Source organism: Halarchaeum sp. P4, assembly GCF_051195175.1.
Classification (GTDB): domain Archaea; phylum Halobacteriota; class Halobacteria; order Halobacteriales; family Halobacteriaceae; genus Halarchaeum.
The window spans coordinates 819,356-845,505 of the sequence record NZ_JBNTKC010000001.1 but is presented as its reverse complement, the minus strand read 5'-3'; the positions used below and the strand labels follow the sequence as shown (position 1 = coordinate 845,505).

Annotated in this window: 32 protein-coding genes; 13 read left to right on the top strand and 19 right to left on the bottom strand. The window is 67.5% G+C overall.

All coding sequences use genetic code 11. The features are described from left to right. Positions 1 to 223: 223 nt before the first annotated feature. Positions 224 to 466 (top strand): hypothetical protein, encoded by a 243-nt coding sequence (locus ACQUS8_RS04575; protein WP_435097574.1) that lies wholly within the window; start codon positions 224 to 226, stop codon positions 464 to 466. A 243-nt stretch (positions 467 to 709) separates the two neighbouring features. Continuing rightward, positions 710 to 1,204, top strand: coding sequence for a DUF7504 family protein (locus tag ACQUS8_RS04570; RefSeq protein ID WP_435097571.1), 495 nt, complete (start codon positions 710 to 712; stop codon positions 1,202 to 1,204). Between the two features lie 33 nt (positions 1,205 to 1,237). On the opposite strand, the gene ACQUS8_RS04565 is transcribed toward ACQUS8_RS04570, so the two are convergent. Both ACQUS8_RS04565 and ACQUS8_RS04560 read right to left on the bottom strand, forming a co-directional pair. Then, on the bottom strand, positions 1,238 to 1,573 hold the full coding sequence (locus tag ACQUS8_RS04565) for a hypothetical protein (protein ID WP_435097568.1): 336 nt from the start codon (positions 1,571 to 1,573) through the stop codon (positions 1,238 to 1,240). Positions 1,574 to 1,659: 86 nt separating this feature from the next. After that, complete coding sequence (locus ACQUS8_RS04560) at positions 1,660 to 2,790, bottom strand: WD40/YVTN/BNR-like repeat-containing protein (RefSeq protein ID WP_435097565.1); 1,131 nt, start codon at positions 2,788 to 2,790, stop codon at positions 1,660 to 1,662. A 193-nt stretch (positions 2,791 to 2,983) separates the two neighbouring features. On the opposite strand from ACQUS8_RS04560, the gene ACQUS8_RS04555 reads away from it, so the two are divergent. Further along, entirely contained in the window at positions 2,984 to 3,625 is a 642-nt protein-coding gene (locus ACQUS8_RS04555; protein ID WP_435097562.1) for a DUF7504 family protein, read from the top strand. Between the two features lie 117 nt (positions 3,626 to 3,742). Here ACQUS8_RS04555 and ACQUS8_RS04550 read toward each other — a convergent pair whose 3' ends face one another. From ACQUS8_RS04550 to ACQUS8_RS04540, 3 genes are all read right to left on the bottom strand, one after another. Continuing rightward, positions 3,743 to 4,492 carry a ribonuclease H-like domain-containing protein gene (locus ACQUS8_RS04550; RefSeq protein ID WP_435097559.1) on the bottom strand — a complete coding sequence of 250 codons (750 nt, stop codon included), beginning with the start codon at positions 4,490 to 4,492 and terminating at the stop codon, positions 3,743 to 3,745. Between the two features lie 52 nt (positions 4,493 to 4,544). Continuing rightward, positions 4,545 to 4,745 carry a hypothetical protein gene (locus ACQUS8_RS04545; RefSeq protein WP_435097556.1) on the bottom strand — a complete coding sequence of 67 codons (201 nt, stop codon included), beginning with the start codon at positions 4,743 to 4,745 and terminating at the stop codon, positions 4,545 to 4,547. A 99-nt stretch (positions 4,746 to 4,844) separates the two neighbouring features. Continuing rightward, positions 4,845 to 5,723 (bottom strand): alpha/beta hydrolase, encoded by an 879-nt coding sequence (locus tag ACQUS8_RS04540; RefSeq protein ID WP_435097553.1) that lies wholly within the window; start codon positions 5,721 to 5,723, stop codon positions 4,845 to 4,847. Between the two features lie 347 nt (positions 5,724 to 6,070). Between ACQUS8_RS04540 and ACQUS8_RS04535 the strand changes: the two genes are divergently transcribed. The 4 genes from ACQUS8_RS04535 (at position 6,071) to ACQUS8_RS04520 (ending at position 11,408) form a co-directional block, all read left to right on the top strand. Continuing rightward, the gene (locus ACQUS8_RS04535) at positions 6,071 to 7,222 is read left to right on the top strand and encodes a DUF7345 domain-containing protein (protein ID WP_435097550.1); all 1,152 of its coding nucleotides are present in this window, start codon (positions 6,071 to 6,073) and stop codon (positions 7,220 to 7,222) included. Between the two features lie 181 nt (positions 7,223 to 7,403). Further along, positions 7,404 to 8,489: a DUF7096 domain-containing protein gene (locus tag ACQUS8_RS04530; protein WP_435097547.1), complete on the top strand. Its 1,086-nt coding sequence runs from the start codon at positions 7,404 to 7,406 to the stop codon at positions 8,487 to 8,489. An 87-nt stretch (positions 8,490 to 8,576) separates the two neighbouring features. Then, entirely contained in the window at positions 8,577 to 9,827 is a 1,251-nt protein-coding gene (locus tag ACQUS8_RS04525; RefSeq protein ID WP_435097544.1) for a Glu/Leu/Phe/Val family dehydrogenase, read from the top strand. Positions 9,828 to 10,031: 204 nt separating this feature from the next. Next, complete coding sequence (locus tag ACQUS8_RS04520; RefSeq protein WP_435097542.1) at positions 10,032 to 11,408, top strand: NAD(P)/FAD-dependent oxidoreductase; 1,377 nt, start codon at positions 10,032 to 10,034, stop codon at positions 11,406 to 11,408. Here the strand turns inward: ACQUS8_RS04520 and ACQUS8_RS04515 are convergent, their stop codons facing one another. From ACQUS8_RS04515 to ACQUS8_RS04490, 6 genes are all read right to left on the bottom strand, one after another. Next, the gene (locus tag ACQUS8_RS04515; RefSeq protein WP_435097539.1) at positions 11,409 to 12,479 is read right to left on the bottom strand and encodes a Gfo/Idh/MocA family protein; all 1,071 of its coding nucleotides are present in this window, start codon (positions 12,477 to 12,479) and stop codon (positions 11,409 to 11,411) included. It abuts the gene before it with no gap. 80 nt (positions 12,480 to 12,559) lie between these two features. Beyond that, entirely contained in the window at positions 12,560 to 12,763 is a 204-nt protein-coding gene (locus ACQUS8_RS04510) for a hypothetical protein (protein WP_435097536.1), read from the bottom strand. Between the two features lie 2 nt (positions 12,764 to 12,765). Then, a complete protein-coding gene (locus ACQUS8_RS04505) occupies positions 12,766 to 13,905 on the bottom strand; it encodes an ABC transporter ATP-binding protein (RefSeq protein WP_435097533.1) in 1,140 nt (379 codons plus the stop codon). 3 nt (positions 13,906 to 13,908) lie between these two features. Further along, complete coding sequence (locus ACQUS8_RS04500) at positions 13,909 to 14,862, bottom strand: carbohydrate ABC transporter permease (RefSeq protein ID WP_435099248.1); 954 nt, start codon at positions 14,860 to 14,862, stop codon at positions 13,909 to 13,911. Positions 14,863 to 14,887: 25 nt separating this feature from the next. Next, positions 14,888 to 15,874, bottom strand: a complete 987-nt coding sequence (locus tag ACQUS8_RS04495; RefSeq protein WP_435097530.1) for a carbohydrate ABC transporter permease — start codon at positions 15,872 to 15,874, stop codon at positions 14,888 to 14,890. A gap of 24 nt (positions 15,875 to 15,898) precedes the next feature. After that, positions 15,899 to 17,389 (bottom strand): extracellular solute-binding protein, encoded by a 1,491-nt coding sequence (locus ACQUS8_RS04490; protein WP_435097527.1) that lies wholly within the window; start codon positions 17,387 to 17,389, stop codon positions 15,899 to 15,901. Between the two features lie 147 nt (positions 17,390 to 17,536). Between ACQUS8_RS04490 and ACQUS8_RS04485 the strand changes: the two genes are divergently transcribed. From ACQUS8_RS04485 to ACQUS8_RS04470, 4 genes are all read left to right on the top strand, one after another. Further along, on the top strand, positions 17,537 to 18,343 hold the full coding sequence (locus ACQUS8_RS04485) for a hypothetical protein (RefSeq protein ID WP_435097525.1): 807 nt from the start codon (positions 17,537 to 17,539) through the stop codon (positions 18,341 to 18,343). Between the two features lie 46 nt (positions 18,344 to 18,389). Beyond that, positions 18,390 to 19,466: a M24 family metallopeptidase gene (locus ACQUS8_RS04480; RefSeq protein WP_435097523.1), complete on the top strand. Its 1,077-nt coding sequence runs from the start codon at positions 18,390 to 18,392 to the stop codon at positions 19,464 to 19,466. A 37-nt stretch (positions 19,467 to 19,503) separates the two neighbouring features. After that, entirely contained in the window at positions 19,504 to 19,734 is a 231-nt protein-coding gene (locus ACQUS8_RS04475; protein WP_435097521.1) for a DUF7543 family protein, read from the top strand. 126 nt (positions 19,735 to 19,860) lie between these two features. Beyond that, complete coding sequence (locus ACQUS8_RS04470; protein ID WP_435097519.1) at positions 19,861 to 20,571, top strand: PGF-CTERM sorting domain-containing protein; 711 nt, start codon at positions 19,861 to 19,863, stop codon at positions 20,569 to 20,571. Positions 20,572 to 20,598: 27 nt separating this feature from the next. On the opposite strand, the gene ACQUS8_RS04465 is transcribed toward ACQUS8_RS04470, so the two are convergent. The 4 genes from ACQUS8_RS04465 to ACQUS8_RS04450 all read right to left on the bottom strand — a co-directional run bounded on the left by ACQUS8_RS04465 (position 20,599) and on the right by ACQUS8_RS04450 (position 23,649). Continuing rightward, positions 20,599 to 21,258 carry an O-methyltransferase gene (locus tag ACQUS8_RS04465; protein ID WP_435097516.1) on the bottom strand — a complete coding sequence of 220 codons (660 nt, stop codon included), beginning with the start codon at positions 21,256 to 21,258 and terminating at the stop codon, positions 20,599 to 20,601. Positions 21,259 to 21,295: 37 nt separating this feature from the next. Continuing rightward, positions 21,296 to 22,249, bottom strand: coding sequence for a mechanosensitive ion channel family protein (locus tag ACQUS8_RS04460; RefSeq protein WP_435097514.1), 954 nt, complete (start codon positions 22,247 to 22,249; stop codon positions 21,296 to 21,298). A gap of 230 nt (positions 22,250 to 22,479) precedes the next feature. Further along, positions 22,480 to 23,118, bottom strand: coding sequence for a uracil-DNA glycosylase family protein (locus ACQUS8_RS04455; RefSeq protein ID WP_435097511.1), 639 nt, complete (start codon positions 23,116 to 23,118; stop codon positions 22,480 to 22,482). Positions 23,119 to 23,181: 63 nt separating this feature from the next. Further along, positions 23,182 to 23,649, bottom strand: a complete 468-nt coding sequence (locus tag ACQUS8_RS04450; protein ID WP_435097508.1) for a halocyanin domain-containing protein — start codon at positions 23,647 to 23,649, stop codon at positions 23,182 to 23,184. Positions 23,650 to 23,766: 117 nt separating this feature from the next. On the opposite strand from ACQUS8_RS04450, the gene ACQUS8_RS04445 reads away from it, so the two are divergent. After that, complete coding sequence (locus tag ACQUS8_RS04445) at positions 23,767 to 24,135, top strand: winged helix-turn-helix transcriptional regulator (protein WP_435097505.1); 369 nt, start codon at positions 23,767 to 23,769, stop codon at positions 24,133 to 24,135. A gap of 61 nt (positions 24,136 to 24,196) precedes the next feature. Here the strand turns inward: ACQUS8_RS04445 and ACQUS8_RS04440 are convergent, their stop codons facing one another. The 4 genes from ACQUS8_RS04440 to ACQUS8_RS04425 all read right to left on the bottom strand — a co-directional run bounded on the left by ACQUS8_RS04440 (position 24,197) and on the right by ACQUS8_RS04425 (position 25,828). Then, entirely contained in the window at positions 24,197 to 24,475 is a 279-nt protein-coding gene (locus ACQUS8_RS04440) for a MarR family transcriptional regulator (RefSeq protein ID WP_435097502.1), read from the bottom strand. A gap of 79 nt (positions 24,476 to 24,554) precedes the next feature. Next, positions 24,555 to 24,851 (bottom strand): PadR family transcriptional regulator, encoded by a 297-nt coding sequence (locus tag ACQUS8_RS04435; RefSeq protein WP_435097499.1) that lies wholly within the window; start codon positions 24,849 to 24,851, stop codon positions 24,555 to 24,557. 87 nt (positions 24,852 to 24,938) lie between these two features. Next, positions 24,939 to 25,193, bottom strand: coding sequence for a heavy-metal-associated domain-containing protein (locus ACQUS8_RS04430; protein ID WP_435097496.1), 255 nt, complete (start codon positions 25,191 to 25,193; stop codon positions 24,939 to 24,941). Positions 25,194 to 25,234: 41 nt separating this feature from the next. After that, positions 25,235 to 25,828 carry an AsnC family transcriptional regulator gene (locus ACQUS8_RS04425; protein ID WP_435097493.1) on the bottom strand — a complete coding sequence of 198 codons (594 nt, stop codon included), beginning with the start codon at positions 25,826 to 25,828 and terminating at the stop codon, positions 25,235 to 25,237. Between the two features lie 103 nt (positions 25,829 to 25,931). Between ACQUS8_RS04425 and ACQUS8_RS04420 the strand changes: the two genes are divergently transcribed. Then, positions 25,932 to 26,129 carry a heavy-metal-associated domain-containing protein gene (locus ACQUS8_RS04420; protein ID WP_435097490.1) on the top strand — a complete coding sequence of 66 codons (198 nt, stop codon included), beginning with the start codon at positions 25,932 to 25,934 and terminating at the stop codon, positions 26,127 to 26,129. Positions 26,130 to 26,150 lie beyond the last annotated feature (21 nt).

Sequence of the window (26,150 nt, the reverse complement as noted above, 5' to 3'; positions counted from 1 at the left end):
GTTACTCGCCGTGTGCAGGATTCTTGGACATTGTACAATGTGTAGACTCGGCCCAATGGCCGCCATCTTTATCACTATAGCTCCGTTAATTCAGGGTGTGCAGTCGAGAAAGAAACTCTGTGCAGGCCGCCTCCGGCATGGCTCACGCTCGAGCCGGTCTGCATCGAGTTTCGTCTCGACCCGGCCCTCACGGCCACCCTGCACCCGAACGAAGTGATACCCCATGCCCAGCCGACGAGACCTACCCACCGACGCCACGCTCGACACGTTCGAACTCCTCTACGACCAGTACGGTTGGTCGATTCGGGAGATCGTCGAACACTGTGAGGACACCACGTACAACGAAGTCCGGCGCGTGCTCCAGGACGCGGGCTACGACACCTCCGACCGAAACCGCGGTCCCGTCGACGGGCTCGCGCGTCGCCTCTGGGAGATGGACCCCGACGAACTCGGCGGTGAGGCCTGACGACAGGCCACTCCCCCACCTCGACCTCCGTCCCTCGGGTCGACAGGCCCCGGGGACACCGACACTCCGTCATGCCGACCGGACGCGGCACACGCCGCCATCCCGGTCACGTCCGTTCCCGTTTTCGTTCGCGAGCAGTCGTGCTCGCACCCGTTCTTCACCCGTTCAGCGACGCCGCGACGTTCCTAGCCCCTGATCGTGGCCACAAGTCTTTTTCCCTCGCTTTAACCAACAACTACTGTCGTGACGAGCCATCCGGAGCCGATTGATGCCGCGGACGACAGCGTCGAGGGGCACCGCGACGACTCCGAGGCCGTCCTCGTCGTCGGCGAGCGCAGCGAGGACGCCCACGGACACACCTGCCGCGCCCTCGCGGCCGACGAGGACTATCGGTTCCGCGCGCTCGTCGGTGACGCCGATCCGTGTGCTGACACCACCGACTGGTACGGAAGCGGCGTCTTCGAGAAGATGGCGCCCGCCCAACTCGGCATCGCGCTCGACGACGCCATCGCCAACCTCGTCAGCGTCGGCGACACCCCGGACTGTCACGTCTGCCTCGACGGCGTCCCCGGGTCGCTCGACGAGCACGACGAACGGGCGTTCTTCCACTTCCTTCACGCGCTCACCGCGCGCGTCACCGACGACGGCGGCCGCTGTCACGTCCACCTCGCCGACGACGTGACCGCACGCACCGTCGCGCCGCTCTTCGATAGGGTCGTCACTCTCGACGAGCACTGAGCGACGGCTTCCGCCGAGAACGACCGGCTGGCCTCACTTGAGGACGTTCGGGATGAGCGAGCGGACGTAGCCGAGCACGCCGGCGGCTCCGGACTGCCGGGCGTCCTCGAGGACCGGATGGAGCGCGTTGAGGAGGTCGCGTCGGGAGTCGAACTGTTCCCGTCCGGTGCGCTCGAGCGCCGTCGAGAGGCGAATACTCCGCCCGCGCGTGTTGACCGGGACCTCGGGGTCGCCGGTCACCGCGACGAGCGTCTCGCTGTCGACGGGATACGTGAGGTCGGCCGCATCGAGGTGTGTCTCGACGGCCGGGATGCCGAACTCGACGACGTCGGGTCCGTCGTCGTCGTTCACTGGCGGGCGTGCAGCCATGCGCGTAGATAGACGGCTACTCCGCCGAAAACGCTACGGTATTCGTAAAACGAGTGGCGGGTCGATGCCGGGGGTGCCCGGGTGCGTTACTGCGACGTCGTCTCGTCGTTCGTCGAGCCGCCGGACGTGGAGTCGCCCGACGTGGAGTCACCCGACGTGGAGTCACCCGACGTCGAATCGCCGGACGTCTCGCCGGAGTCGTCGTTCGCCTTCTCGCCGCGCTGGTTGTTGTCGTTGTCGTAGATTTCGCCGCGGCCCTCGTAGTTGTCGCCGTCGGCGCTCTTGCCGGACTGCTTGGTCTTGCCGCGGAGGCGCTTGATGACCGTGCCGCTCTTCCCGACGGCGACGTCGGGCTTGCCGAGCTTCACGTCGTAGAGCGTCGCGGAGACTGGCGTGTGGACCTTCTCCCAGCGCTCGCCGCCGAACTGGCGCTCGTAGAAGATCCCGTTGTCGCCGAGCACGCACATCTGCGTGTCGTACATGTCGAAGGCGCGCAGCGAGGCGCTCCCGACGGAGATCGGCGTCCAGGAGCGATAGGAGTCGTCGTAGCGGTAGAGGCGACCGTCACCCGCGGAGACGTACACCTTGCCGTGGCTGCCGGCGTAGATGTCGTAGAACTTCACCTGCGCGTTGACGATGCCGATGTCCTTCCAGCCCTCCTCCTTCGTCGTCTTGAAGGCGTTGCCGGAGGTGTCGATACAGAATCCGACACCCTCCTCGGTGGAGGCGAGCGCGGCGATCTTGGAGGCCTTGCCGCTGACCGGCTTCGTCGCGACGCCCCAGTCGACGTCGAAGCCGTCGATGGTGAACGGCAGGACTTCACCGGAGCCGTTCGCGGCGAGTCCTTTCTCCTTGCCGGCGGGGCCGGCGACGGTGATGCCCTCCCAGGTGGAGGTCATCTCCTTCGGGTAGGAGTAGTCGTACTTGCGGCGGGTCTCGACGTCGTAGCACCCGATGGCACCACTGGAACCGAGGAACCAGAGGCGCTTCCCGTCGTCCGTGACGTCCATCCCGCGCAGCTGGTTGTCGCGGGCGTTCGGGCCGTCGTCGAGGATGATCTCCCACCCTTCGTTGTTCCGGTTGCCGGCGAGGACGCCGCCGTCACCGACCGCGTAGGGGCCGACCGTCGTCTGGCAAATCTCGAAGAGGTCGTTCGTGAACGGGGTGTCGACCTGTCGCCACTCGGGCTCGTTCGCTTCAGGGCCTAACTGCCACATTGCACTCATTCATACTTCCCGACACCATATAAATCCAATACCAGACGAGGAGAAAATAAATTTCCTGAGGCGGGTCTCCGGGGGCCACGCGGCAGACGCCCGGGAATGGGCCGTGGGATTTATATTTTCACAGACCACGAATCAATTTATAGTGTCCGTCACAGAAATACAGTTCCGAGGGGACGACACACCGTTGTCATTCGACGAGGTGTTGTCGCGGTTCAAGCGGCGCGGATGCACCCTGCTCGTCACTGGGGAAGTCGGGCAGGACGTCACCGCACTCGCGACTCGACGGCTGCTAGGGGCGCCGTTCGAGGACCGCAAGCGCGTACTGGTGTTGACCGATTCGGAGGCCATGGGCGTCGGCGCCCACCTCCCCGGCGGGTGCACGCCGAGCGACGACAGCATCGAAGTCATCGACGCCAAGGTGAACACCCGCTCCGCCGCCGCGACGACGCCCGGCGGCGGCCAGCGCCTCCAGTCGCAGACCGACCTCGAGGACCTGCTCGAGCAGATCGACGCCGCCGTCGAGCGGCTCGGCGGAAGCGACCTCGGGCCGGCTGAACTCCGCGTCTCCATCAACTCGCTCTACCCGATACTGGGCGAGTACGACTACGTGGACGTCGCGCGCTTCGTCGGTGAACTCTCCGACATCGTCACCGAGGCCAACGGGATGTGTCACTGCCACCTCCCGACGCCCGAGGCCTCCGAGACCGTCGAGTCCGTCGCGACGCTCTTCGACGCCCGTGTCGAACTCCGCCGGAGCGGTGCGAGCGCCCAACAGCGCTGGCACGTTCCCTCCTACGGCCAGCAGACCAACTGGGTCAGCCTCTGAGGCGACGCGAGCGCACGCCCGCGGGGTCGAGTGCTGAGGGGCCTCGACTCCCCGGCCGTCGCTCGCCGTCTCGAAGCCCTGTCGGGCGCGGGGACACACCGCGAGCGACGCGTCTCCTCAGCGGTGCGGGGCGAACGTCTCCTCGTGGAGGTCGCCGGTGACGCGCTCGGCCAGCGCGCGCAGGTTCTCCGCGTCGTAGCGGTTGTACGTCACGAGGCGGTCGAGCGCCGCCTCGTCGTTCTCCCGCTCGTAGCGGTGCCAGAGGCGGACGGCCTCGCGGCCGTCGACGCCCTCGACGCCCTCGCGCTCCAGGCCGAGTTGCTTCTCGATGGCCTTCAGGCCGCCCGAGAGGTCGAGTTTCCTGCAGGTGTACATCAAGTCGAGGTGGGGCGTCCCGACCTCGAGGTCGAAGTTCTCGGCGAGGAACGGCGCGTCGAAGCGCTTGCCGTTGAAGGAGACGAGGAGGTCCGCGTCGTCGAGTTCCGACCGGACGTTCTCCCGGGTCAGGTCGTCGCCCTGAACGAGCGTCCGCGTCTCGCCGCCGCGGTGGAAGCTCACCGTCGTCACGTCGTTCGTCGCCGCGTCCAATCCCGTCGTCTCGATGTCGAAGAAGCACGCACCGTCCGCGAAGTTCTCGTAGGTGCGCCAGAGTTCGCCCGAGGGCAGCGTTTCCGCGAAGAAGCCCGCGTCGCCGGCCTCGAGGCGCTGGCGCGCCTCCTCGATGTAGTCCGCGACTCGCCGGCCGGTCTTCGAACCGAGGTAGTCCGGTTCGAAGTCGTCCCAGTGGTGGACGCCGTCCGCCCAGAGCGACCGTTCGGTCTTCCGGCCGACCCCGTCGGCCGCGATGAAGGAGTTCTCGACGCGCATACTCACGACTGGGCGTTCGACGCGTATGAGTGCTACGTCGTGCGAAAAAACGTTACTCGAAGGACGCGCCGCCGCCGGCCTCCTGGCCCTCGATGGCCTCGTTGAGGCCGTCGTCGACGGCGCGTGCGACGTCGATGTTCTCGTCGCGCTCCTCGGCACCGTGGTTGATTTCCTCCTCCTGTTCCTCGACGATTTCCTCGTCGCCTGCGACCGACACGAAGATGTCGCGCAGGCCGTCGGCATCGGTCGACATGGCACCCGATTCCCAAGGGACGGGTCAAATTATGTGTTTCGGCCGAGGCCACAAAGACTCTAAGGGTGACGCGCTGTCGCGGCAGTTTCCGCCGATTGCCTACTGCGCGGCGGCGTCCGAGACGACCTGGTCGGCGAGCGACTCGGTGTAGCCGCTGTGGTCGCTGCCGACCTCGTCGGTGGCGTCGTACTCGTCGTAGGAGTCGGGGACGGTGTTGCCGTCCTCGAAGCCAGTCTCGCCGAGCGCTTGGTCGACCTCGTAGGCGTTGTAGAAGGACCGGAGGGTGTCGTCGTCCTCGCTGTGGTAGTTGTAGGCGGCCTCGGGAACGTCGCGGGTCGCCCGGTAGTTCGCGGTGTCCTCGGCCGTCGGCGTCTCGTTGTCCACGGCGGCACCGAGGAGGTGGACGCTCGTCACCTGCTGACCGTCCGGGCCCCAGTCGGCGCTCCGGAGGGCGCGCAGCGCGCCGAAGAGGACGCGCGCGCCGAGCGAGTGGCTGACGAGGTGAATCCGCGGCGAGGACGCGGCGTCGGCGTAATCCCTGCAGAACGCGGCGAGCTTCGGGCCGTTCAGGTCGGCGGCGTCCTTCGATTCCTCCCAGCCCATGTCGACGCCGCCGCCGACGTCGGAGTCCCACGTGAATCCGACGAGGGTTCCCGTATAGCCGGCCTTCGAGAACGCGGCGTCGGCGGTGTCGAACTTCGTGCGGGCGTCGCTCTCGGCGTTGTTCCAGCCGTGGACGTAGACGAACAGGTCGTCGACGGCGTCGGTGTCGACTCCGGGAACATGGCCGTCGGTGTCGTACCCGGTGGTGCTCGCGCCGTCCGTGAGGGTACCGTCGTCGGCGACGTCGCCCCGGGTGGAGACGAGCGGGACGCCGCGGTCGGTCTTCGCGGCGACGCGGCCGGTGCCGACGACGCCGAGGGCGGCAGTGGTCGCGGCGGCGGTGCGGAGGAACGTGCGTCGGGTCTGCTCAGTCATGTGGAATCGTGGGCGTCGCGCCCGACTAACGTCTCGGATGGATGAACAATGAATTTTCTCTGTGTACGGGTACAGAAAACGAGGGGCGACTACGGAGCAATCGGGAGGCGTCCAGTCGGCTGGACCGGTGATATCGGCGTCCGCCTCGGCGATAGCGTCGGCGGAGCGGACAGGCACACCGTGTACGCCGCTGTGAACGCCCTCACCGGCCTCCGTGTCGAGGATGCACGCCGCGCGCGTCCCCGTCTCCGCGGCGACGTTCACGCCGCCGACGGTGCCGCGAAGGGGGTATCACAGACCGACGGCGAGAGAAACGACTTTCAAGCGTTCGGCACCGCAAGGCGAGTATGCACAGAACGGCCGCGGCGGCGCTCGCGTGCGCCGTCCTCCTCGTCGCGATGCCCGTCGGCGCGGCAAGCGGCGGGTTCGCCGCGCTCGCACCCGGGAGCGTCTCCCCGGACCGTGTCGACCTGAGCGTCGACGTCGCGGCGAACGGGTCGGCGACGTGGACCGTCACCTACCGGATGGCGCTCACCACGGAGAACGAGACGGCGGCCTTCGCGGACCTCCAGCGCGACGTCAGGCGGAACACCAGCAGCTACCTCGACCCCTTCAGGCGGAGCATCGAGGCCACCGTCCGGACGGCCGAGAACGCGACGGGCCGGGAGATGAACGCCACGAACTTCTCGGTGACGACGCGCGTCCAGTCAATCGGCACCCAGTACGGCGTCGTCGCCTACCACTTCACGTGGCACGGGTTCGCGGCCGTCGACGGCCGAACGGTCCACGCCGGGGACGCCATTGCGGGCTTCTACCTTGACGGGAACACGACGCTCACGATGAGTGCGCCGGAGGACTACACGGTCTCCTCTGTGTCGCCGCCGCCGGCGGAGCGGACGACAGACATGGTCCGCTGGGACGGCCCGTTGACGTTCACGACCGAGAACCCGAGCGTGACGTTCACGCCGGCCGGGTCGCCGTTCCCGTGGACGCTCGTCGCCGGCGTCGCCGCCCTGCTCGTCCTCGCCGGTGGCGGCGCGGTCTGGTACCGCCGCCGGACGACTGGCGACACCGGGATGGGGAGTGAGGCCGGCGCCCCAGGCGGCGGTACCGGCGACGGAGCGAGTGCTGGCGAACCCACGTCGGCCGGTGGCGGCGCCGCGAAAGCCGAACCGGCAGGCGACGCTGCGGCGGCCACGAGCGCCGAAGACACCGTGTCCGCAGACGAGGGAGCGGACGAGGCGAGCGGCGCGAAGGACACCGGCCGCGAGGAGCCACCACCTGAACTCCTGAGCAACGAGGAGCGCGTGAAGCGCGTGCTCCGCGAGCACGGCGGGCGCGCCCGCCAGCAGGAAGTCGTCGCCGAGACCGGCTGGACGGAGGCGAAGACGAGCCAGGTCGTCAGCGGGATGCGCGAGGCGGGCGAACTGGAGTCGTTCCGTATCGGTCGCGAGAACGTCCTGAAGCTTCCCGACGACGAGGAGGGCGGAGAGCCATGAACCGCACGACGGCGGACCGTTCAGGACCGTTCAAATCCGGCTTAACGGTCCGAAATTCGGGCCAACGGTCGTGGACGTATATGGTCTCGAGGACCCAAGGGGTGAGTGCATGGTGACGACCCGTATCCGTCTCGTTGTGCTCGCGCTGGTCGTAGCCGCGGCCGGGGTCGGTCTTCCGGCCGTGGCGGCACAGCCGGGCCCGTCGAGCACGACGACTACGGCGTCGAACGCGAGCGCAAACGCGTCCGACGTCGCGCCTGGGGCACAGCTCGCCGGCGCGCTCGGCGCGCAGGGCGCGACCGTCAACGGTGCGCTCGAGCACCGGTCGTTCGCCAACGCGCTCGCGTCCATGCAGTCGAACGCGTCGAAAGCGCGGTTCCTCGCCTCCCAACAGGTCTCCCTGCACGACCGCGTCGACGCGTTCGCCGACCGACGGGCCGCGCTCGTCGCGGCCCATCGGAACGGGACGCTGAGTGACGGCGCCTTCGCGGCTCGGATGTCGGCGCTGGCCGCACGGAGTCAGTCCGTGAGCCAGCTCGCCTCCCGGGCCGCCGACGCCGCCGCCACGCTTCCCGCATCCGTCCGCGCCGACCACGGCGTCGACCCCAGCACGCTCCGCTCCATTAGCGACCGGGCGCACGGGGTCGTGAACCGCACCGACCTGCCGGCCGCCGCGAACGCGGCGGTCGGGAACGGTCCGCCGGGTATCGGGTCTTCCTCCCCCCTCCCGACGCCCGCTGCGGGGAACGCCACGGCCGCGCTCGAGCGTGCGACGCACGCCGTCGAGCGCGTCGAAACCGCCGTGAACGCGACGTCGTCGGTGGACGCGGACGCCCGTGAGGCCCTCCAGCAGGCGCGTGAGACGCTGGAGGACGCCCGCGCCGCACGCGAGGACGGCAACGCGACTCGTGCTGCCCACCTCGCGGAGCGCGCGGCGGACCACGCTGCGACGGCGGGGTCGTTCGTCAACGTGAGCACTGGGGTGCGCGTCGGAACGCAGACGGACGTCACGACGACGGCCGTCGAGACGGATGGGAACACGACGTCGCTCACGTCAACGACGACCGCGCCGTCCACCTCCACGGCACCGACGACGTCCGACGGCGTCTCGTCGACCGACTCGACGAACACGTCCGCGGACGGGGCAGTCGGTGAGACGGTGAACGACACGGTGAACGCGACGCTCGACGGTGTCGACGACACGCTCGGCGACAGCGGCGAGACGACGCAGAACACCACCGACGGCGCGACGAACACGACTGCCTAGGGGCACGGTGTCTCGTCGCGTCGCGCCGTCCGTTTCACCTCCGGGCGAGAGCGGGTTTATTTCTCGAAACGCGGAGTTGGATAGAGCATGGGAGAGCGAAGTCCGCTCGACACGATGCACGCGCAGATGGAGCGCGCCCGCGAGTACGTCGCACTCGACGACGACACCTTCGAGCGCCTGAAAGCGCCCGAGCGCACGCTGAAGGTGAGTTGTCCCGTCGAGATGGACGACGGGCACGTCGAGACGTTCGAGGCCTACCGCTGCCAGTTCGACGGCGCGCGCGGGCCCTACAAGGGCGGCATCCGCTACCACCCCGCTGTCTCCGCGGCGGAAGTCGAGGCACTCGCCGGGTGGATGACGTGGAAGACGGCGACCGTCGGTCTCCCCTTCGGGGGCGCGAAGGGCGGCGTCGTCTGCGACCCCCGCGACTTCTCCGAGCGCGAACGCGAGGCGCTCACGCGGCGCTACACCGAGGGCATCCGGCGGCTCATCGGCCCCGACGTCGACATCCCCGCACCCGACGTCAACACCGATCCTCAGACGATGGCGTGGGTGATGGACACCTACTCGACCTATCAGGGCCACGCCGTCCCCGAAGTCGTCACCGGCAAACCGCTCGCCGCCGGCGGCACCGTCGGGCGCGTCGAGGCGACCGGTCGTGGCGTCAGCATCGTCACCCAGCGGGCCCTCGACTACGTCGCCAAGCCGGTCGAGGGCGCCGACGTCGCCATTCAGGGCTTCGGGAACGTCGGCAGCGTCACCGCGTCCTACCTCGACCGGGCGGGCGCGAACGTCGTCGCCGTCAGCGACGTCACCGGGGGTCGTCACGACCCCGAGGGCCTCGACGTCGAGGCGCTCCGGACGCACGTCGCCACCGAGGACACGCTCGCCGGCTACGATGCCGCGACCGAGGTCACGAACGACGACCTGCTCACGATGGACTGCGACGTCCTCATTCCCGCCGCCATCGAGAACGTCATCACCGCCGACGTCGCCGACCGGCTCGAGGCCGACCTCGTCGTCGAAGCCGCGAACGGCCCGACGACGCACGTCGCCGACGACGTCCTCATCGAGCGCGGGGTGCCCGTCGTCCCGGACATCCTCGCGAACGCCGGCGGCGTCATCGTCTCCTACCTCGAGTGGGTCCAGAACAGCCAGCAGTACTCGTGGAGCCTCGAGGAAGTGAACGCGGACCTCCGCGAGCGCCTCACCGAGGCCTTCGAGACGACGGTGGAGACGGCTGAGGAGGAGGGAACACCGAACCTCCGCACCGCCGCCTACACCACTGCGCTCCAGCGCACCGCCCGCGCCCACGAGGTCAGGGGACGGTTCCCCTAGGTCACAACGTAGGCCAAGAGGCCGACTGTCACGAGGCAGTTGCCGAGCGAGAACCGGAGGACGAGACAGCAGACGGCGGTGGCGACGAACCAGTAGAGGACGCGGCCGGTGCCAATCCAGGAGTGTCCAACTGTCCAGTATAAACGTGCGGGAGGACCTACCGGAAGTTGAAGGCTTTTAGTCGGCGCGTATAGTGGGAGAGATATGAACCACGTAGACGTGGCCGTCGTCGGCGGTGGCCCCGCCGGCACCGCCGCCGCGGAGCGTGCGGCCGCCGAGGGTGCCGACGTCGTCGTCTTCGAGAAGGGCGTCCCCCGCGACGACCGCGACGAACTCGGTCCCGACTCGACTGACGCCGCCGGCTTCCTGGACTACTGGGTCGACATCGCGCAACTCGACGTCGAGGACCTCCCGGACGGCGTCGTCCAACAGGAACTGAACAAGGCCGAGTTCATCGGCCCCGAGGAGTCCGTCGCCGTCGACCGCACCGGCATCGACTCCTCCTACGACGGCTTCGGCTTTACGTTCCAGCGCGCGCGCTTCGACGACTGGCTGCGCGAACGGGCCGAAGACGCCGGTGCCGACTACCGCGTCGGCGACAGCGTCCTCAACGTCGAGTCCGACCTCTCGGACGGTCACGAGCACACGCTCACGCTCTCGAACGGCGAGGAGTGGACGGCCGACTACGTCATCCTCGCGGACGGCCCCCAGCGCCGCATCACCATCCCCGTCCTCGACGGGTTCCTCCCCGACGACCAGTCCGCGAGCGAGCGCCTCAGCCCCCCGGAGACGAACCACATCGCCTATCAGGAGTACCGCAAGTTCCCTGATGAAGTCCTCGAGGAGGACAACATCAAGTTCTGGTGGGGGTGGATGCCGGGCGAGACGGCCTACCCGTGGGTCTTCCCGAACGCCGACAACGTCGCGCGCGTCGGCCTCACGATGCCCATCGGCCTCGACATCGACGACTTCGATAAATCGGCCTACCGGCTCCTGAACGAGGACGACGAGAGCATCCCGAAGGGCGCCGAGTACATCCGCCGCCTCCTCGAGGAACTCTACGGCGACGAGTACGACGTCGAGGAGGACTTCCCCGTCGTCGAGGACGGATACGGGAAATCACGGGGGACTGAGACGTACGCCATCTCCTCGACGCGCCCCATCGACTCGCCGACTGAGGCCGGCATCGCCGTCGTCGGCGGCGCGATGGGCACCACGTCGGCGTTCCACGAGGGCGGCGACCACGTCGCCATGCGCACCGGCAAGCTCGCCGGTGAACTCGCCGCCATCGGCGAACTCCACGCCTACAACGACGCGTGGAAGGACGCCATCGGCGACGAAATCCTGCGGAACGTCGCGATGGCCGAGATGGTCCAGGACTACGAGCCCAGTGATTGGGACACGACGTTCCGCGTCGCGCGCAAGATGTTGGAGTCCGCCGACGGCGGGAAGATTCTCACCCGGAAGAACGCGAGCGTCGGCGTCGACGGCCTCCGGCTCTACAAGGACTACAAGCAGGCGAAGTTCCGCTACCGCAAGGGCAAGTACGTCCAGCTGCGCGAAAACGAGTACCGCTACTAATCAGTCGAGGCGGACGGCCTCGCCCGACTCGCTGGAGCGGTAGATGGCGTCGATGACGCGCTGAACCTGCAAGCCCTGCTTAACGGTGTTGCGCTGGGGCTTCTCGCCGGCGCGCACCGCGTCGAAGAAGTACTGCTGTTCTTCCTGATGGATGTCGACGTCGCGCGTCTCCACGACGGTGTCCTCGTGGTGCGGTGCGCCCGCGGCGCTCGTCTCGTGAATCGTGAGGTCGCCGCTCTCGCGGTCGAACGTTGCGCCGGCCTCCGAGCCCTGAATCGAGAACTCGGACTTCGGCGGGCGGTTCGCCGCCCACGCCACCTCCACGGCGATGCTCGCGCCGTCCTCGGTCCGGAGGTAGGCCGTCACCGAGTCGTCGACGTCGAAGGAAACCTCCTCGCTGTCCTCGCCCCACATCGAGAGGTAGGTGTAGTCTTCGCGGCCGCCGAACTCCGAGCGCGTCTCGCCCGCGACCTCGACGACCTCGGGGAAGTCCGCGACGTGGAGCGCGAGGTCGATGATGTGGACGCCGATGTCGATGAGCGCGCCCCCACCCGAGATTTCCTTCGTCGTGAACCAGCCGCCGCGGCCCGGGACGCCGCGCCGGCGCACCCAGTTCGCCTCCACGTGCATCACATCGCCGAAGCGCCCGTCGGACTGCTCGGCCTTGAACACCTCGACGCCCGGGTGGAATCGGTTGTTGAAGCCGACCATGCAGAATCCCTCCGCGTCCGCGGCGGCCGCCGCGATGCGTTCGGCGGACTCCAGCGTGTGCGCGAGCGGCTTCTCGAGGAGGACGTCCACGCCCGACTCCAACGCTTGGACGGCGTACTGCTCGTGGAACTTGTTCGGCGTCGTGATGATGACGGCGTCGACGCCGGCCTCGTAGAGGGCGTCGTAGCTCTCGTAGGTCGGGACGCCCCAGCGTTCGCTGAAGTCCTCGCGCGCCTCCTCGACGACGTCCACGCCGCCGACGAGGTCCTCGCCGAGGTCGGTGAGCTGTTCCGCGTGGTGGTTGCCGATGCCGCCGAGTCCGACGATGCCGACGCGGACGGGACTGTCTGTGTCAGTCATTGTGAATCACGTGTCGTAGGTCAGTCAGTTGGTCGTTCGGGTAGGCGATGCGGGCGGCGGCCACGCGGCCGCCGTGCCCCTCAGTAGAGCTGTTTCTCCTTCTCCTCGCGTTCGCGCTCGGCCTCCTCCTCGGCCTTCTGGCGCTTGCGCTCGCGCCAGAGCGTTCGCAGCGCAGGGATGAACTTGTTCTTCACGTCGAGGACGAACGACACGATGCCGTACGCCCAGAAGAAGAACAGGAGCGTGCCGCCGGCGAGGTAGAACCAACCGAGCGTCGAAACCATGCTTATCGGCCTCCGAGACCGTGTGTGATAGCCTCGCCGGTCTCGACGTCGAAGAGGTGGAGTTTCGAGCGGTCGAGGACGACGTTCAGTTCGTCGTCCTCCGCGATGTCGCTGTCCGGGTCGACGGACATGAGCAGTTGGTTCGCGCTCGCCTCCGCGTCCATGCTCGGGCGCTCCTCGGCGCCCCCAAGCAGGAGGTAGACGAAGATCTCGTCGCCCATTGGCTCGAGGACGTCCGTCGTCGCCTCGATGGCCGTACTCGGCCGGTCGAGGTCATCGGACTCCTCGGTGGGGTAGACGTCCTCCGGGCGGACGCCGACGCGGACGCGGTCACCGACCGAGACGCCGGCGTCCTCGGGGTCGAGCGCGAGCGTGAAGTGCTCGGAGACGAGGCCGTCCGCAGTCACTTCGGCGTCAAGGAAGTTCATCGACGGGCTGCCGATGAACCCGGCGACGAACTCGTTCGCCGGCTCGTTGTAGCAGACGAGCGGCGGATCGATCTGCTGGAGTTCGCCCTCGTTGATGATGGCGATGCGGTCGCTCATCGTCATCGCCTCCGCCTGGTCGTGCGTGACGTAGATGATGGTCGTGTCCAGCTCCTTGTGGAGGCGCTGGAGCTCCGTGCGCATGTGGACGCGGAGCTTCGCGTCCAGGTTCGCGAGCGGCTCGTCCATCAGGAACGCCTCGGGCTCGCGGACGATGGCGCGCGCGATGGCGACGCGCTGGCGCTGGCCGCCGCTCATCTCGTCGGGCATCCGGTCCATCATCCCCTCGAGCTGGACGATTTCGGCGGCGCGCTCGACGCGTCGGTCGATCTCGTCCTTCGGGTAGTCCCGCAGACGCAGGCCGAACGAGATGTTGTCGTAGACGTCCATGTGCGGGAAGAGCGCGATGCTCTGGAACACCATCGAGATGCCCCGGTCCTTCGGGGGCAGCATCGTGACGTCCTTGCCCGCGATGTTGATGGTGCCCGAGGTGGGCTTGGTCAGTCCCGCGATGGTCTCGAGCGTCGTGGACTTCCCACAGCCCGACGGGCCGACGAGCGTGACGAACTCGCCGTCCCGAATGTCCAGATTCATGTCGTCGACTGCGACGACGTCGCCGTACTCCTTCGTGACGTGTTCGAGTGTTACGTTACCCATAGATTACTCCTTGAGAGCGCCCTGCGTGAGGCCGCTGACGATTTTCTCCTGTGCGACGACGACGAGCACGGCGACCGGGAGGACGCCGACGATGCTCGCCGCAGCCATCAGATTGTAGAACTTCTGATACTGTCCCTGGTACTGGATGATCCCCTGCACGAGGGGTGCCCAGTGGTTCTGCGAGCTCGCGATGCCGGCGATGGTGGCCGGGATGAGGCCGTCCGTCATCAGGAACGAGAAGAAGAACTCGTTGTAGACGCTGATGAACGTCAGGACGCCGGCCGTCGCGACGCCGGGGGCCGACAGAGGCATGATGACGCGGAAGAGCGCGCCGATGCGCGTTGTCCCCTCGATGCGCGCCGCGTCCTCCAACCCGTCCGGGATCTGCCCGTAGAAGGTCGAGAGGATGAAGATACTCAACGGCATGAACAGCGCCGTGAACGGCAGCATCATCGACCACGGCGTGTTGTAGAGGTTCGGCGAGCTGATGCCGAAGAGTACCACGTTGCCGTTGAACAGGCTGAACAGCGGCAGCAGGAACGCCGCCGGCGGGAAGTACGAGATGGCGAGCACGCCCAGCATGAGCGGCGCCTTCCCGGGGAACTCGAGTCGGCCGAAGACGTAGCCCGCGAGGCTCGCGATGAGGAGGACGATGATCGTCGTCCCGACGGCGAGCAGCAGGCTGTTGATGACGTAGATGTGGAACGGCAACACCTGAAAGACCTGAATGAAGGCCTCCGGGTTGAAGCCGTTCGGCAGCAGGCCGACGTGGTAGATGAACTGGTTCGGCGTCAGCGCGAGGACGAGCAGCCAGTAGAACGGGAACAGCGTCGTCACCATGAAGAACGCGGCGGCGACGTAGAACATCGCCCGGTAGACGTTCTCGGGGTTCTCGATGGCGCGACGCGTCCACCGTTGCAGGACGTTACCACGGGGCTCCTCGTCGTCGGCGTCCATCGGGACTTCTCCCTCTGCGGACACGTCAGACACCCCCCTCGTCGGCGAATTTCACGATGTACACGGACACGAACAGTGCGATGATGAACGCCGTCACGAACGCGAGGGTGGCGGCGCTCCCGTAGCGGTGTTGGCTGAAGGACGAGACGACCATGCAGGACAGCGACGGGACGGTGCTACACGAGGAGACCGTCTCGATGATACCGTAGACCCGCATCGCGCCGATGGTGCGGAACAGCATCGCGACCATGATGGACGGCAGGACGAGCGGGAACGTGATCATCTTGAACTGCTGCCACTTGGAGGCGCCGGCGACCTTCGCGACGTCGTATAGCTGCCGGTCGATGCTCTGCAGGCCGGCGAGGATGATGAGCGCCATGAACGCGCTCGTCTTCCAGACGTCGGCGACGGAGACGATGATGAACGAGTCGACGCTGTTCGAGAGCGGCGTCGAGCTGAACAGGCCGATGCTCTGGAGCGGCGCTGTCAGGAAGCCGATCTGGGGCTGGAAGAGCAGGTAGAAGATCATCCCCTGAATGACGATGGGGACGGCCCACGGGAGGATGATCGCGACCCGCACCCAGCGCCGGCCGCGGAACTCCTGGTCGAGGACGAGCGCCTGCCCGAGCCCGATGACGGTTTCGAGCGCGACGGTGACGCCGGTGAACAGGAGCGTGACGGTGAGCGCGCTCTGGAACGGCTGGGAGAGGTCGAAGAACGGCCTGACCAGCAGCGGGTCGAGTTGACCGGTCAGGAGCCGACGGTAGTTCTTGAGGCCGACGAACTCCCCGACCTGATTGGCCGAGAGGAGCGCGTCGGCGTGGAGCGACATCTTGAACGTCTCGAAGAGCGGCCAGACGGCGATGACCAGCAGGATGGCCATCGCTGGGAGGAGCAGGAGGTACGCGAACCCGGCCTCGCCGAGGTTCTCGATCCGCCTCGCTACGAGCGTCAACGGACCCGCTGACCCCTGCCGGACGCCGTCTGACGGTGCGTCGGTTTCTGTCGACATGCTGGAGAATGAGAGAGCGGGTGCTTAGACGCTGCTCTCGATGGCTTCGAGCGAGCTCTTCAGGTCGCCCATCGCCTTCTCGGCGGTCTTGTCCCCGCTGAGTGCGGCGTTGGCTTCCTGCGCGACCTTCGTGGACTCCTGCGGCCAGACGGCCGTGACGGGGCGCGGGACGGCGTTCTCGCCGGCGACGCGCAGCGAGTCGACGTAGCGGCCAATGACGGGGACGCTCTTCGCGCGGTCCGTCGTGAGCGCGCTGGGGACGGGCGGAATCCACCCGATGAGGCCGAACATGTCGAGCGCGAACTGCTCGGTCGTCATCGCCTTGATGACCTCGACGGCGGCCTGCTTGTTCGATTCGGAGGCGTACGGGTTCATCGTGACGTGCCACCCGCCGAGCGCGGAGACGGGGCCGCCAGTGCCCTCGTACTTGGCGTTGGACGGTTCGACGGCGTAGGGAATCGGCATGACGCCGAGGTCCTCGCCGAAGACGTCGTCGGCACCGCAGATGTTGATGGAGTACGGCCAGTTGCGCAGCGCGACGGCGTTGCCGTTCTGGAACGGCGCGAGCGAGTCGTCCTCGACCCACTGGAGACAGGAGTCGGGCGAAATCTTGCCCGCGTAGTCGCCGCTGAGCCCGGGGTCGTAGCCGTCGTCGAGGAACGAGCGGACCATCTTGAGCGAGTTGATGACCGGTTGCTCGTCGACGGTGATGGGCCGGTCGCCGATGGGCCCGAAGAGGTTGTCGTGGTCGCCGAAGTAGGCGCCGCCCCACGAGGTGAGCCACTCGTTGAAGTCACAGCAGGAGAGGCCCTCGTAGACCTTCGCCTGGAAGTTGTAGCCCATGTCCACGTCGGTCTGGCTCATCGTGTCCGAGATAACGTGGGAGAACGTGTCCCACTTCATCGACTCGGTGGCCCAGTTCTCGCTCTCGGGGTTGTAGCCGGCCTGCTCGACGAGGTCCTTGCGGTACTGCATCGTCGGGAAGTCCGGGAAGAGCGGGATGCCGTAGAGCGCGTCGCTCTGTGGCGCCTGCGCCGTCGAGACGCTGGCCTGGTAGTAGTCGTTCTTGACGCGGCTGAGGAGGTCCGAGGGGAGGACGTCGTCGAGCTTCTGCAGCTGGTCGCGGACGATGAACGGAATCGTCCATCCCGAGTCCATCATCAGGAGCGTCGGGTTCTGCCGCTTGGCGGACAGCCACTGCGTGTACTTCTGCTGGCGGTTGTCCGTGACTTGCGAACCGGCGAGGATGGACACCTCGATGTCCTTCGAGAGGCCCGCGTTGTGCAGGAACTCGTTGATTTTGGCTTCGTGGTCCGCCGCACGGGAGTCGGCGGCGAACTGGATGGTGGTCTTCCCGCCGCTACCGCCGGACGTCGTCGTGCCGGACGTCGTCGTCCCGCCGTCGCCGCCGTTGCCCCCACAACCGGCGAGACCGGCCGCGACGCCGGTCGCTCCGACGGTCTTGACGAACGTTCGACGCGAAAAGTCGTCCTTACTTGGCGTGTTCGGTGCCATACTCGTTCCTCAGAGATGGACACTATTTATAATTTAGGTCAGGAACAACACCCGTTGTAGTGACCTGAGGCCCCGAATCTGTCCGTCTCCCGGACACTCGTGGAGACCGACGTAACCCTGAAAGCGCCGCGTAGCGAACGTGACGCCATGACGCTCCGCGACCGCCTCGTCCGCGAGGAATTCGTCGGCGAGAACCGCTGTTGGCCCTGTACGGCCCTCAACGCCGGTATCGTCGCCGTCGCCGCGCTCGCACTCGTTCTCGTTTCGGTGCCGCTGGCGCTTCTCGTCGCCGTCCTCGGAAGTTTCGCCATCGCCTACCGAGGGTACGTCGTTCCGGGGACCCCACGCTTCGCGCCGCGAATCGCCCGCCACCTCCCGGTATCGTTCGGTCATTCTGAACGAGCCGTCGTCTCGTCCGGGAGGGATGGAGCGACGACCGACGCCGACGCGAGTGGGTCTAGTGGGGTCGCCCCGAACGGCGACGCCGTCTTCGACGCGCTCGTCGATGCGGGCGTCATCGGTGGGAGCGACGACGACCTTGCGCTCGACGAGACCTTCCGTGCGGACTGGCGCGAGCGGATGCGGGCGGTCCGCGACCGCGACGTTGTCGCGGCCGTCGCGGAGACCCGCCCCGACACGACCGTCGAGCGCCGGACGGACGAGGACGACGCGGAGTGGGTCGTCCTCAGGGCAGGCGAGCCCGACGAAACGTGGCTCGCTCCCGCCGTCGCGGTCGCGGACGTCGCCGCTGTCGCCGCCCTCGACGCACGCGGTGTCTCGCCCGATGTTGCCCTTCCCGCCGCGAGCGCGCTCCGCCGATTCCTGGAACGCTGTCCCGCCTGCGACGGGGCGCTCGCGTGGGAGACTGAGGGGTGTTGTGGCGGCTACGGCCCGGACGGCCCGAGTCGCGTGCTCGCGTGCGAGGCGTGTGGGGCGGCCGTCTTCTCGGAGTGACTGCGCAAGCGCACCATTCAAGAGCGTCGGCGTGACACTCCACGCCATGCGACGACGCGAGCGCCTCGACGCCTACCTCGACAGCACCGACCTCGAAGCCGTCTGGTTCGCCCGGCCGAACGGGTTCGCGTGGCTGACCGGCGGCGACAACGTCGTGGACTACGCGGGCGACGTCGGCGTCGCGGCGGCAGGCTACGACGGCGAGCAGTTGCGCGTCGTCACGGACGACATTGAGGCCGAGCGCCTCGCTGACGAGGAGCTCCCGAGCGACGCCGTCGTCGAGTCGTTCCCGTGGTACGCGGACGGCCTCGCCGAGGCGCTCGCGGAGCGCAGCCCCACGCCGGCCGCGGCGGACTTCGACGTCCCCGGCTTCGAGGCGGTGGACGCGACCGAACTCCGCCAACCGCTCACTGACGCGGACGTCGAGGCGTACCGCGAACTGGGCGCGGACGCCGCGGCGGCCGTCGAGGCGGTCTGTCACGACGTCGGCCCGCGGACGACGGAGTCGGAGGCGGCGGCGGCACTCACGAGCGAACTCGCGGAGCGCGATATCCGCTCGCCGGTGGTGCTCGTCGGGAGCGAGGAGCGCGCCCCGAAGTACCGCCATTACACGCCGCAAGACGTCGAGCTCGGTGGATATGGCTTGCTCTCGGTGACGGCGGAACGCGACGGCCTCTGGGCGAGTCTGACGCGCGCGGTGCGCTTCGACGCACCCGACTGGTACGACGAGCGCCAAAAGGCGGCGGCGCGCGTCGCGTCGACGGCGCTCGCGGCCACTCAGGCCGTCGGCCGGGCGAGCGGGACGGCGGGCGACGTCTTCGCGCACGTGCAGGACGCCTACGCAGCGGCGGGCTACGACGGCGAGTGGCGCAAGCACCATCAGGGCGGCGCGGCCGGGTTCGCGGGCCGCGAGTGGATCGCGACGCCCGGGATGGAGCGGGCCGTCCACCTGCCGATGGCGTATGCGTGGAACCCGACGGTGCAGGGAACGAAGACGGAGGACACGTGGCTCGTCACCGAGGACGGTTTCGAGTGTCTGACGGCGGGCGACGTCGAGCGCGAGTCGGCGGCGGCGTTCGACTTCGACGTCGCCCTCGAGCACCCGGTGGCGTTCGAGCCCTGACGACGGCCATAAACGCACCGAGCACGTATACTGTGGTATGGAGTGGCACGATCAGTCGGTCGAGAACGGCCGACGCTGGGAGCGCGAGGACGGGAACGCCGTCGTCTGGGTCCGCGAGACGGCAACGAGCGACTGGGCGGTGACGTACGACCGACTCCGGCAGGCTCCTGAGGGGTCAGCGTACCGACATCGAACCGTCGAATCGGAGGAGGATGCCCTCTCGCTCGCGGCGGAGTGGCGCGGCGGCGAGCCTGTCGCAGAACACTGACACGACGTCGAGGCCGGTCGCGAGACACGCCGTCAGACCCGTGATTTCGTGATTGAGAGGAGTTAACATGTTTTCTCAGTGGCCCAAAGCCATTTACTTTACCCGGCCGTCGGTCGCAAACGACGCATGAACGGAAAGTTCTCCCGCAGCATCCTCGCTGCACTCCTCGCATTGACGGTCATCGCCGGGACGTCCGGCCTCGCCGCTGCTGCGGGGACCGCGACCATCGAAGCGAACCCGAGCACGCCGGACCGCTCCGCGACGCACACCGTCACCCAGACGGTCGGTAGCAACGTCGCGAGCGCCTCCTGGACCGGCTACAAGATCACCTACCCGGACGGCAGCGCCGACGTGAGTAACGTCACGATGGCGGACGTTGAGACCATCGGTATCGACCGTGGGAACGACGACGCCGGCAAGACCGTCGACGTCTCCGTCTCCGACGACCTCGACGGCGTCTCCGCCAGCAACAACGGCGGAACGCTCACCCTCAACCTCGGTGGCTCCTACAGCCTGAACGAGAGCGACCAGGTCGTCGTCTCCTTCGGGAACGCGACGAACCCGGGCTCGGTCGGCGACTACAACGTCTCCACCGACATCAACCCACAGTCCAGCGGCGGTGAGGCGTCCGCGACCCTGAGCATCACGAAGAAGGACGTGACGACCACCACGACATCGACGACCGAGACGACCACGACGCAGCAGTCCACGACGACGTCCAGCGGGTCCACGACGACCACGACTGAGACGACATCCGGCGGCTCGCCCGGCTTCGGTGCCGGCCTCGCCCTCGTCGCGCTCGCCGGTGCGGCCCTCGTCGCCGCCCGCCAGCACTAACCAGTCCTCCACCCCTGCGACGCTTCTTTATTCGGGTCGATACGTGCTGACAGCGACGCCCTCGCCCAGCGGCACGAGTGCCGTCTCGAAGTCTGGGTCGTCGCGCACCAGTTCGAGGTAGTCCGCGACGCCCGCCGCGGCCTCGGAGGCCGGCTCCTCACCCTCGAGCGCCGCGCGCACCTCATCCGGCGTCACCGGCCCCTCCATCACATTGTCCGCGACGACCACCGCGCCCGGCCGCAGGTCGTCGCGCACCGCTTCGAACGCCTCCGGGTAGCGGCCCTTGTCGTGGTCGACGAGCACGGCGTCCCACGGCCCCTCGTGACGCTCGTAGCTGTCGAAGGCGTCGCCGACCTCGTAGTGGAACGTCGGCGGGTAGCTCCCCTCCAAGAACTCCCGAGCGTCCGCGAGGTTCGACTCGTCGAAGTCCGTGAGGACGACGTCGCCCTCAGCGGGCAGGACGCCCGCCCACCACGCCGCCGAGTAGCCGAACCCGGAGCCGAACTCGAAGACGCGCTCGGCGCCGTTCGCCGCCGCAAGCGTGCGGAGGAACTGTCCGACCGCCGGTCCGACGTAGGGGAAGCCACGTTGCGTTGCGTGGTCGGCCATCTCCGTCAGTGTCTCTTCCGGGGCGGGGTTCGCGGCGTCGATGAGCGCCGCGACATCGTCCGTGAGTACGTCAGCCATACGAGAGGCGTGCGAGTGCAGGGAGTTAGCTCTAGGCCTATCGGCTGCGTCCCATCGGGAACGCGACGCGGTCCGGGTGCTCGTTGAAGCGCGCGATGATGCGCTGATAGAGTTCGTTCTTCGTCTTCTGCCCGCGCTTGGGCGGGACGAGATAGCGCAGGCGGAGCGTCACGAACGTGTTCTCGGGTTCGACGTTCACGCTCGGGCGCTCGTTCACCTCGAGTTCGACCGGGGTCTCCTCGAGGAGTTCGCGGTAGTGTGCGATGGCCTCCTCCATCTCCTCGCCGAGGAACTCTTCGGCGGCCGCGCGCATCTGCGCGCTCGCGAAGTCGAGGTCCGTCTCGTAGGCCACCTGCACTTCGACCTCGTTCCAGACGTAGGGGAACTCCGCGCGCGAGAAGTTCGTAATCTGCGTCGAGAGCACCACACTGTTCGGGACGGTGACGTGGCGCCCGGAGGGCTGGTTCGAGGAGACGAGCTCGCCGTTCACCTCCCAGAGCGTCGTGACGAGGAAGTCGACGTCGATGATGTCGCCCTTCGAGCCCTCGATGGCGACCCGGTCGCCGACCTGGTAGGGCTCCTTGACCATGATGTAGAGCCAGCCGAACAGCGAGAGCAGGGGCTGTTGGAGCGCGAAAGTGATGGCGAAGCCGACGACGCCGAGCGAGACGAGCGCGGGCACCCAGCGGTCGGTGACGACGCCGAGGACGGCGAGCGTCCCGAGGACGACGAAGAGCAACTGGAGGACGGAGACGGCCTTGTGGCGCTCGACCTTGTCCGGGGTCCGTCGAATGAGGAAGCGTCGGATGAGCGCGTACGCGCCGTAGAAGCCGGCCACGACGGCCGTCGCGATGAGCGCGCGGCCGAGCAGTTCGCCGGCGGCGTAGCCGTAGAACATCGTCGTCACGAGGCGGCCACCGGCGTTCAAGACGACGCCGCCGGCGATGACACAGACGACGGTGACGGCGAGCGCGACGTACCCACGATTCACGACCGAGGAGTGCGGTGTGGCGGTACAAAAAACCGACCGGTCGGTGCGGGCGTCAGGCCGGCCGATGGGGGCACGGTCGGCCGGCCGGCAGTAGCGGGTGGGAGCGGTGGGGCGTCCGCCCCCTATCAGAGGCACGGTGCCTGTCGAACAGGCGTCTAGAGGTAGCCCTCGCCACGGGAAATCCCCTCTGCATGAATATTCATGTGTTTAAGTCCGCCGGCCGATTCGGCCTATCGGACACGGTAGGGGTCGGGACCCGTGAGGAAGCGGCCGAGGTCGGACTCGCGGCGGTAATCGCGCGCCATGAGGTCGGCGAGCGACTCCGCGAGCGCCCGGCCGTCGCCGTCGTCCCAGTCGTGCGGGTCGCGGACGGGGACGACGAGAAAGCCGTTCCCGGATATCTCCTCGCCGTGGAGCGCGGCCATGTCGTCCGTGTCCACCTTCCCGAGGCGCGCGGTGTACTGTTCGAGGACGTGCTCGGTGGCCTCACGGCCGACCGGGAGCAGGACGTGGGCGGTGATGGCGCGCAGCTCGGCGTCGAAGAACATCTCGAAGTCCGCGTACTCCGTGGGCGTCGGCTCGCGGTCCTCCTCGAGGACGCGCATGTGCCGGTAGGAGAGGAACAGGTTGTCGACGACGGGGTCGTCGCCGGGGTCCGTGATGAGGTCGACGGCGGCGAGGGCGTGCTGGAGGCGGACGCCGGCCTCGGTGCCCGTGAAGGGGACGCCGGTGTCGATGCCGCCGTGCGCGCCGGGATGGTCGCCGACGACGTGGAAGTCGGCGTTCGCGTCGCCGTACCCGTAGACGTGCGCGTCGCCCTCGGGCTGCATGCCGAACGGGTTGCTCGTCCGGTCGGTCACGTTCTCCATAGGCGGACAGAGGGGATTCGCGGATAAGAGTCGTGTGCTTCCCCGGGTGGCCGCGCCCCCCGCTCACTCGTCGGTGACGACGACGGCGCCGCGCATCCCCTCGGAGCGGTGAGCAGCACAGAAGTAGCGGTGAACGCCGGTGTCGTCGAAGGTGTGGCTGTACGTCGCACCCGCCTCGCTGTGGTAGGGGCTGCGGAAGGAGTCGTCGGCCGCTACGACGTCGTGCTGGCCGCCCTCGCCGGTCCACTGCCAGACGACCGTGGTGTGCGGGGAGACAGCAATAGCGGGCGGAGCGAACGCGAACTCGCCACCGTTGCCGGGGACGCCGACCTCGACGTTCACCTGCCCCTGCCCGGTGTAGTCGAGGGTTCGACTGTACCCCTCGCTCCGGGCGAACCACCCGCCGTAGTCGGGCTCCTCCGCGACGGGGTCGGCGTCGGGCGAATCCGTCTCGAAACAGCCCGCGAGGCCGACGGCGCCGAGAACGGCCGTCCCACCGCGTCGGAGGAGCGTCCGACGGTCCACAGTCATATTTCTCGTTATCCACTTCGGAAATAAAAGCGTAGTGGCGTCGCGTTACCGGGGTACCGTGACGTAACCTCCTTTCTAGACGTAATCCTTTTTGGCAGTGCACGCGCCAATAGGTGTGTGTCCGAATCCGACCGCCTCCAGACGCGATGCCCGGGGAGCGAGTGGTGCCCCATCACCGCGACGGCCTCGCTCATCGGGAAGAAGTGGCACCCCGTCATCATCCACCGTCTCCTCATCAACGGCCCGTCCGGGTTCAACGAACTCCAAGACCAAGTCGACGGCATCTCGAGCAAGGTGCTTTCCGAGAGCCTCGATGACCTCGAGGAGAAGGGCCTGCTCGACCGCACCGTCATCGAGGAGAAACCCGTCCGCGTCAACTACTCGCTGACCGAGACCGGCGAGTCGCTCGAGACGGTCGTGATGGCGCTCGCCGAGTGGGGCGACGAGCACCTCGAACCGGCCGAGGACGGCGCCCCGACGACGTAACCCGGCTGCACCGCTGGACGCGCGGCTACGCGCCGCGAAAAACCGGAAAATACGTCTCGACTCAGTCGAGGAGCGCCGCGCTCTGCTCCGCCTCGGCGTCCTCCGCCTCACTCTCCGTCTCGACGTCGAGCTGGTAGAGGTTCTGCCGAGCGTCCGGGATGTAGATGTCCTTCTGGACGATGTCGTTCTCCTGAAGACGCTCGAGGGCGTCGCGGACGGTCCGCTGGGAGAGGCGGGACTTCTCGACAATCTCCTTCTGGGTCAGGCCACCGTTGTACTCGAGTACCTTGAGGACGAGCTTCGCACTCGGCGGGAGGTCCTGGACCGTCTCTTCGTTCATCGTACTATACGGAAGGGACGCCAGCACTATAGTACCTCGGTAACGGCGGCGTGAGGGGGTTACGTGGAGGTAACCGCGTTCAGCCGTCGGGTTCGGCGACGAGGTCGTCGACGTACTCCTGCTCCCACTCGCGGCGGTTCTCGATGCGTTCGCGACCCACTGGGGTGAGCCGGTAGTAGTTCGTCCGCGAGTCGCGCTCTCCCTTCTCGATCAGGCCTGCTTCGTGGAGGTCGTCGAGGTTCTGGTAGACGCGGGCGTGGAGCACGGAGGACCCGTAGTACTCCTCGAGTTCGTCTTGGACACGCATCCCCTTCGGGTCGCCGAGGCCGGCGACGACGTAGAGGATGTCTCGTTGAAAGCCCGTTATTTCGTTCATCCCGGGCGTGGTATATACGTATGCGCCTAATAAATTGCTCCCCTAAAGTAAAATAATCTAACATTCTACGGCACCGCGAGTAACGGATTACTCCTCGTCGGTCGCTTCCGTTTCCTCCTCGTCGATGACCGGTTCGCGTTCGACGATCTCTCCCTCGTAGCCGGCGCGCTCGATTTTCCCGAGGAGTGTGTCGGTGTCGGTGTCACCCTCGACGACAGCGACGCCCTCCTCGTAGTCGACCTCGACGTCGCTGGCGCCGGCCGCTTCTGAGAGCGCGTTCGAGACGATGTCGGCACAGCCCTCACAACCCATTCCGCTGACGCGAAGTCGTGTCGTCACCATGTCGCCCTCTTCGGGTTGCGGGCCTTAGGGCGTTGTGGGTGTCAGTCCGTGCCGACGCTCCCGCCTTCGGCCTGTGCGACGAAGCGTTCGCGACACGACGGGCAGCAGAAGTGGTAGCGCGTCCCGTCGACGGTCGCCACCTCGCCCTCGGCGGTAACCGTGTTGCCACACTGCGCGCACTCTAGGGAAAGGGAGGCGTCGCCGACGCCGGGCGTCCAGCGGGTGTCGGAGAGGAGCGAGACGTCATACTGCCGGATGTCGTCGAAGTCGACGTGCTCCGAGAGGAAGGCACGCGGGTCGCCGTCGGGGACGCGGGCGTGGACGACGATGCGTGCGTCGGCGGTAGTGTAGACGTACTGGACACCGTCGGCGTCGGCGAGCGCGTCGCGAACGGACTCGACACTCCCGGGACGCAACGAGAGGTCGAGGAGGACCGCCGTCCCGGTGGCGAGGCGTTCCCAGTCGACGTCGACGGTGAAGCGCCGGACGACGCCGAGTTCTTCGAGGCGGTCGATGCGGTCGGAGACGGTCGGCGGGGAGCGGTCGACGGCCTCCGCGATTTCGCTGTACGGCCGGCGAGCGTCCTCCGCGAGCAACCGGAGGATCTCCCGGTCGATGTCGTCGAGGTCGCGCATACTCGAACCGTCACCGCTCACGCCCTTAATTATTGATGGGCACGGTACAATATTTTCTTGATTGGCCAAGCAAATTAAGTCTCTGTGGGCGCTACGGTGGTGTATGTCGAAGACCCTCGACATCGACGGAATGACCTGTGCTGGCTGTACCCGCGTCGTCACCAGCGTCCTCGAGGACGTTGAGGGCGTCGAGAACGCGGACGTCGACCTCGACACCGAAACCGCCACCGTCGAGGGCGACACCGACACGGACGCGCTCGTCTCCGCCGTCGAAGCCGCCGGCTACAGCGCGAACGCCTGACGCGCCCGCCGACTCACACTG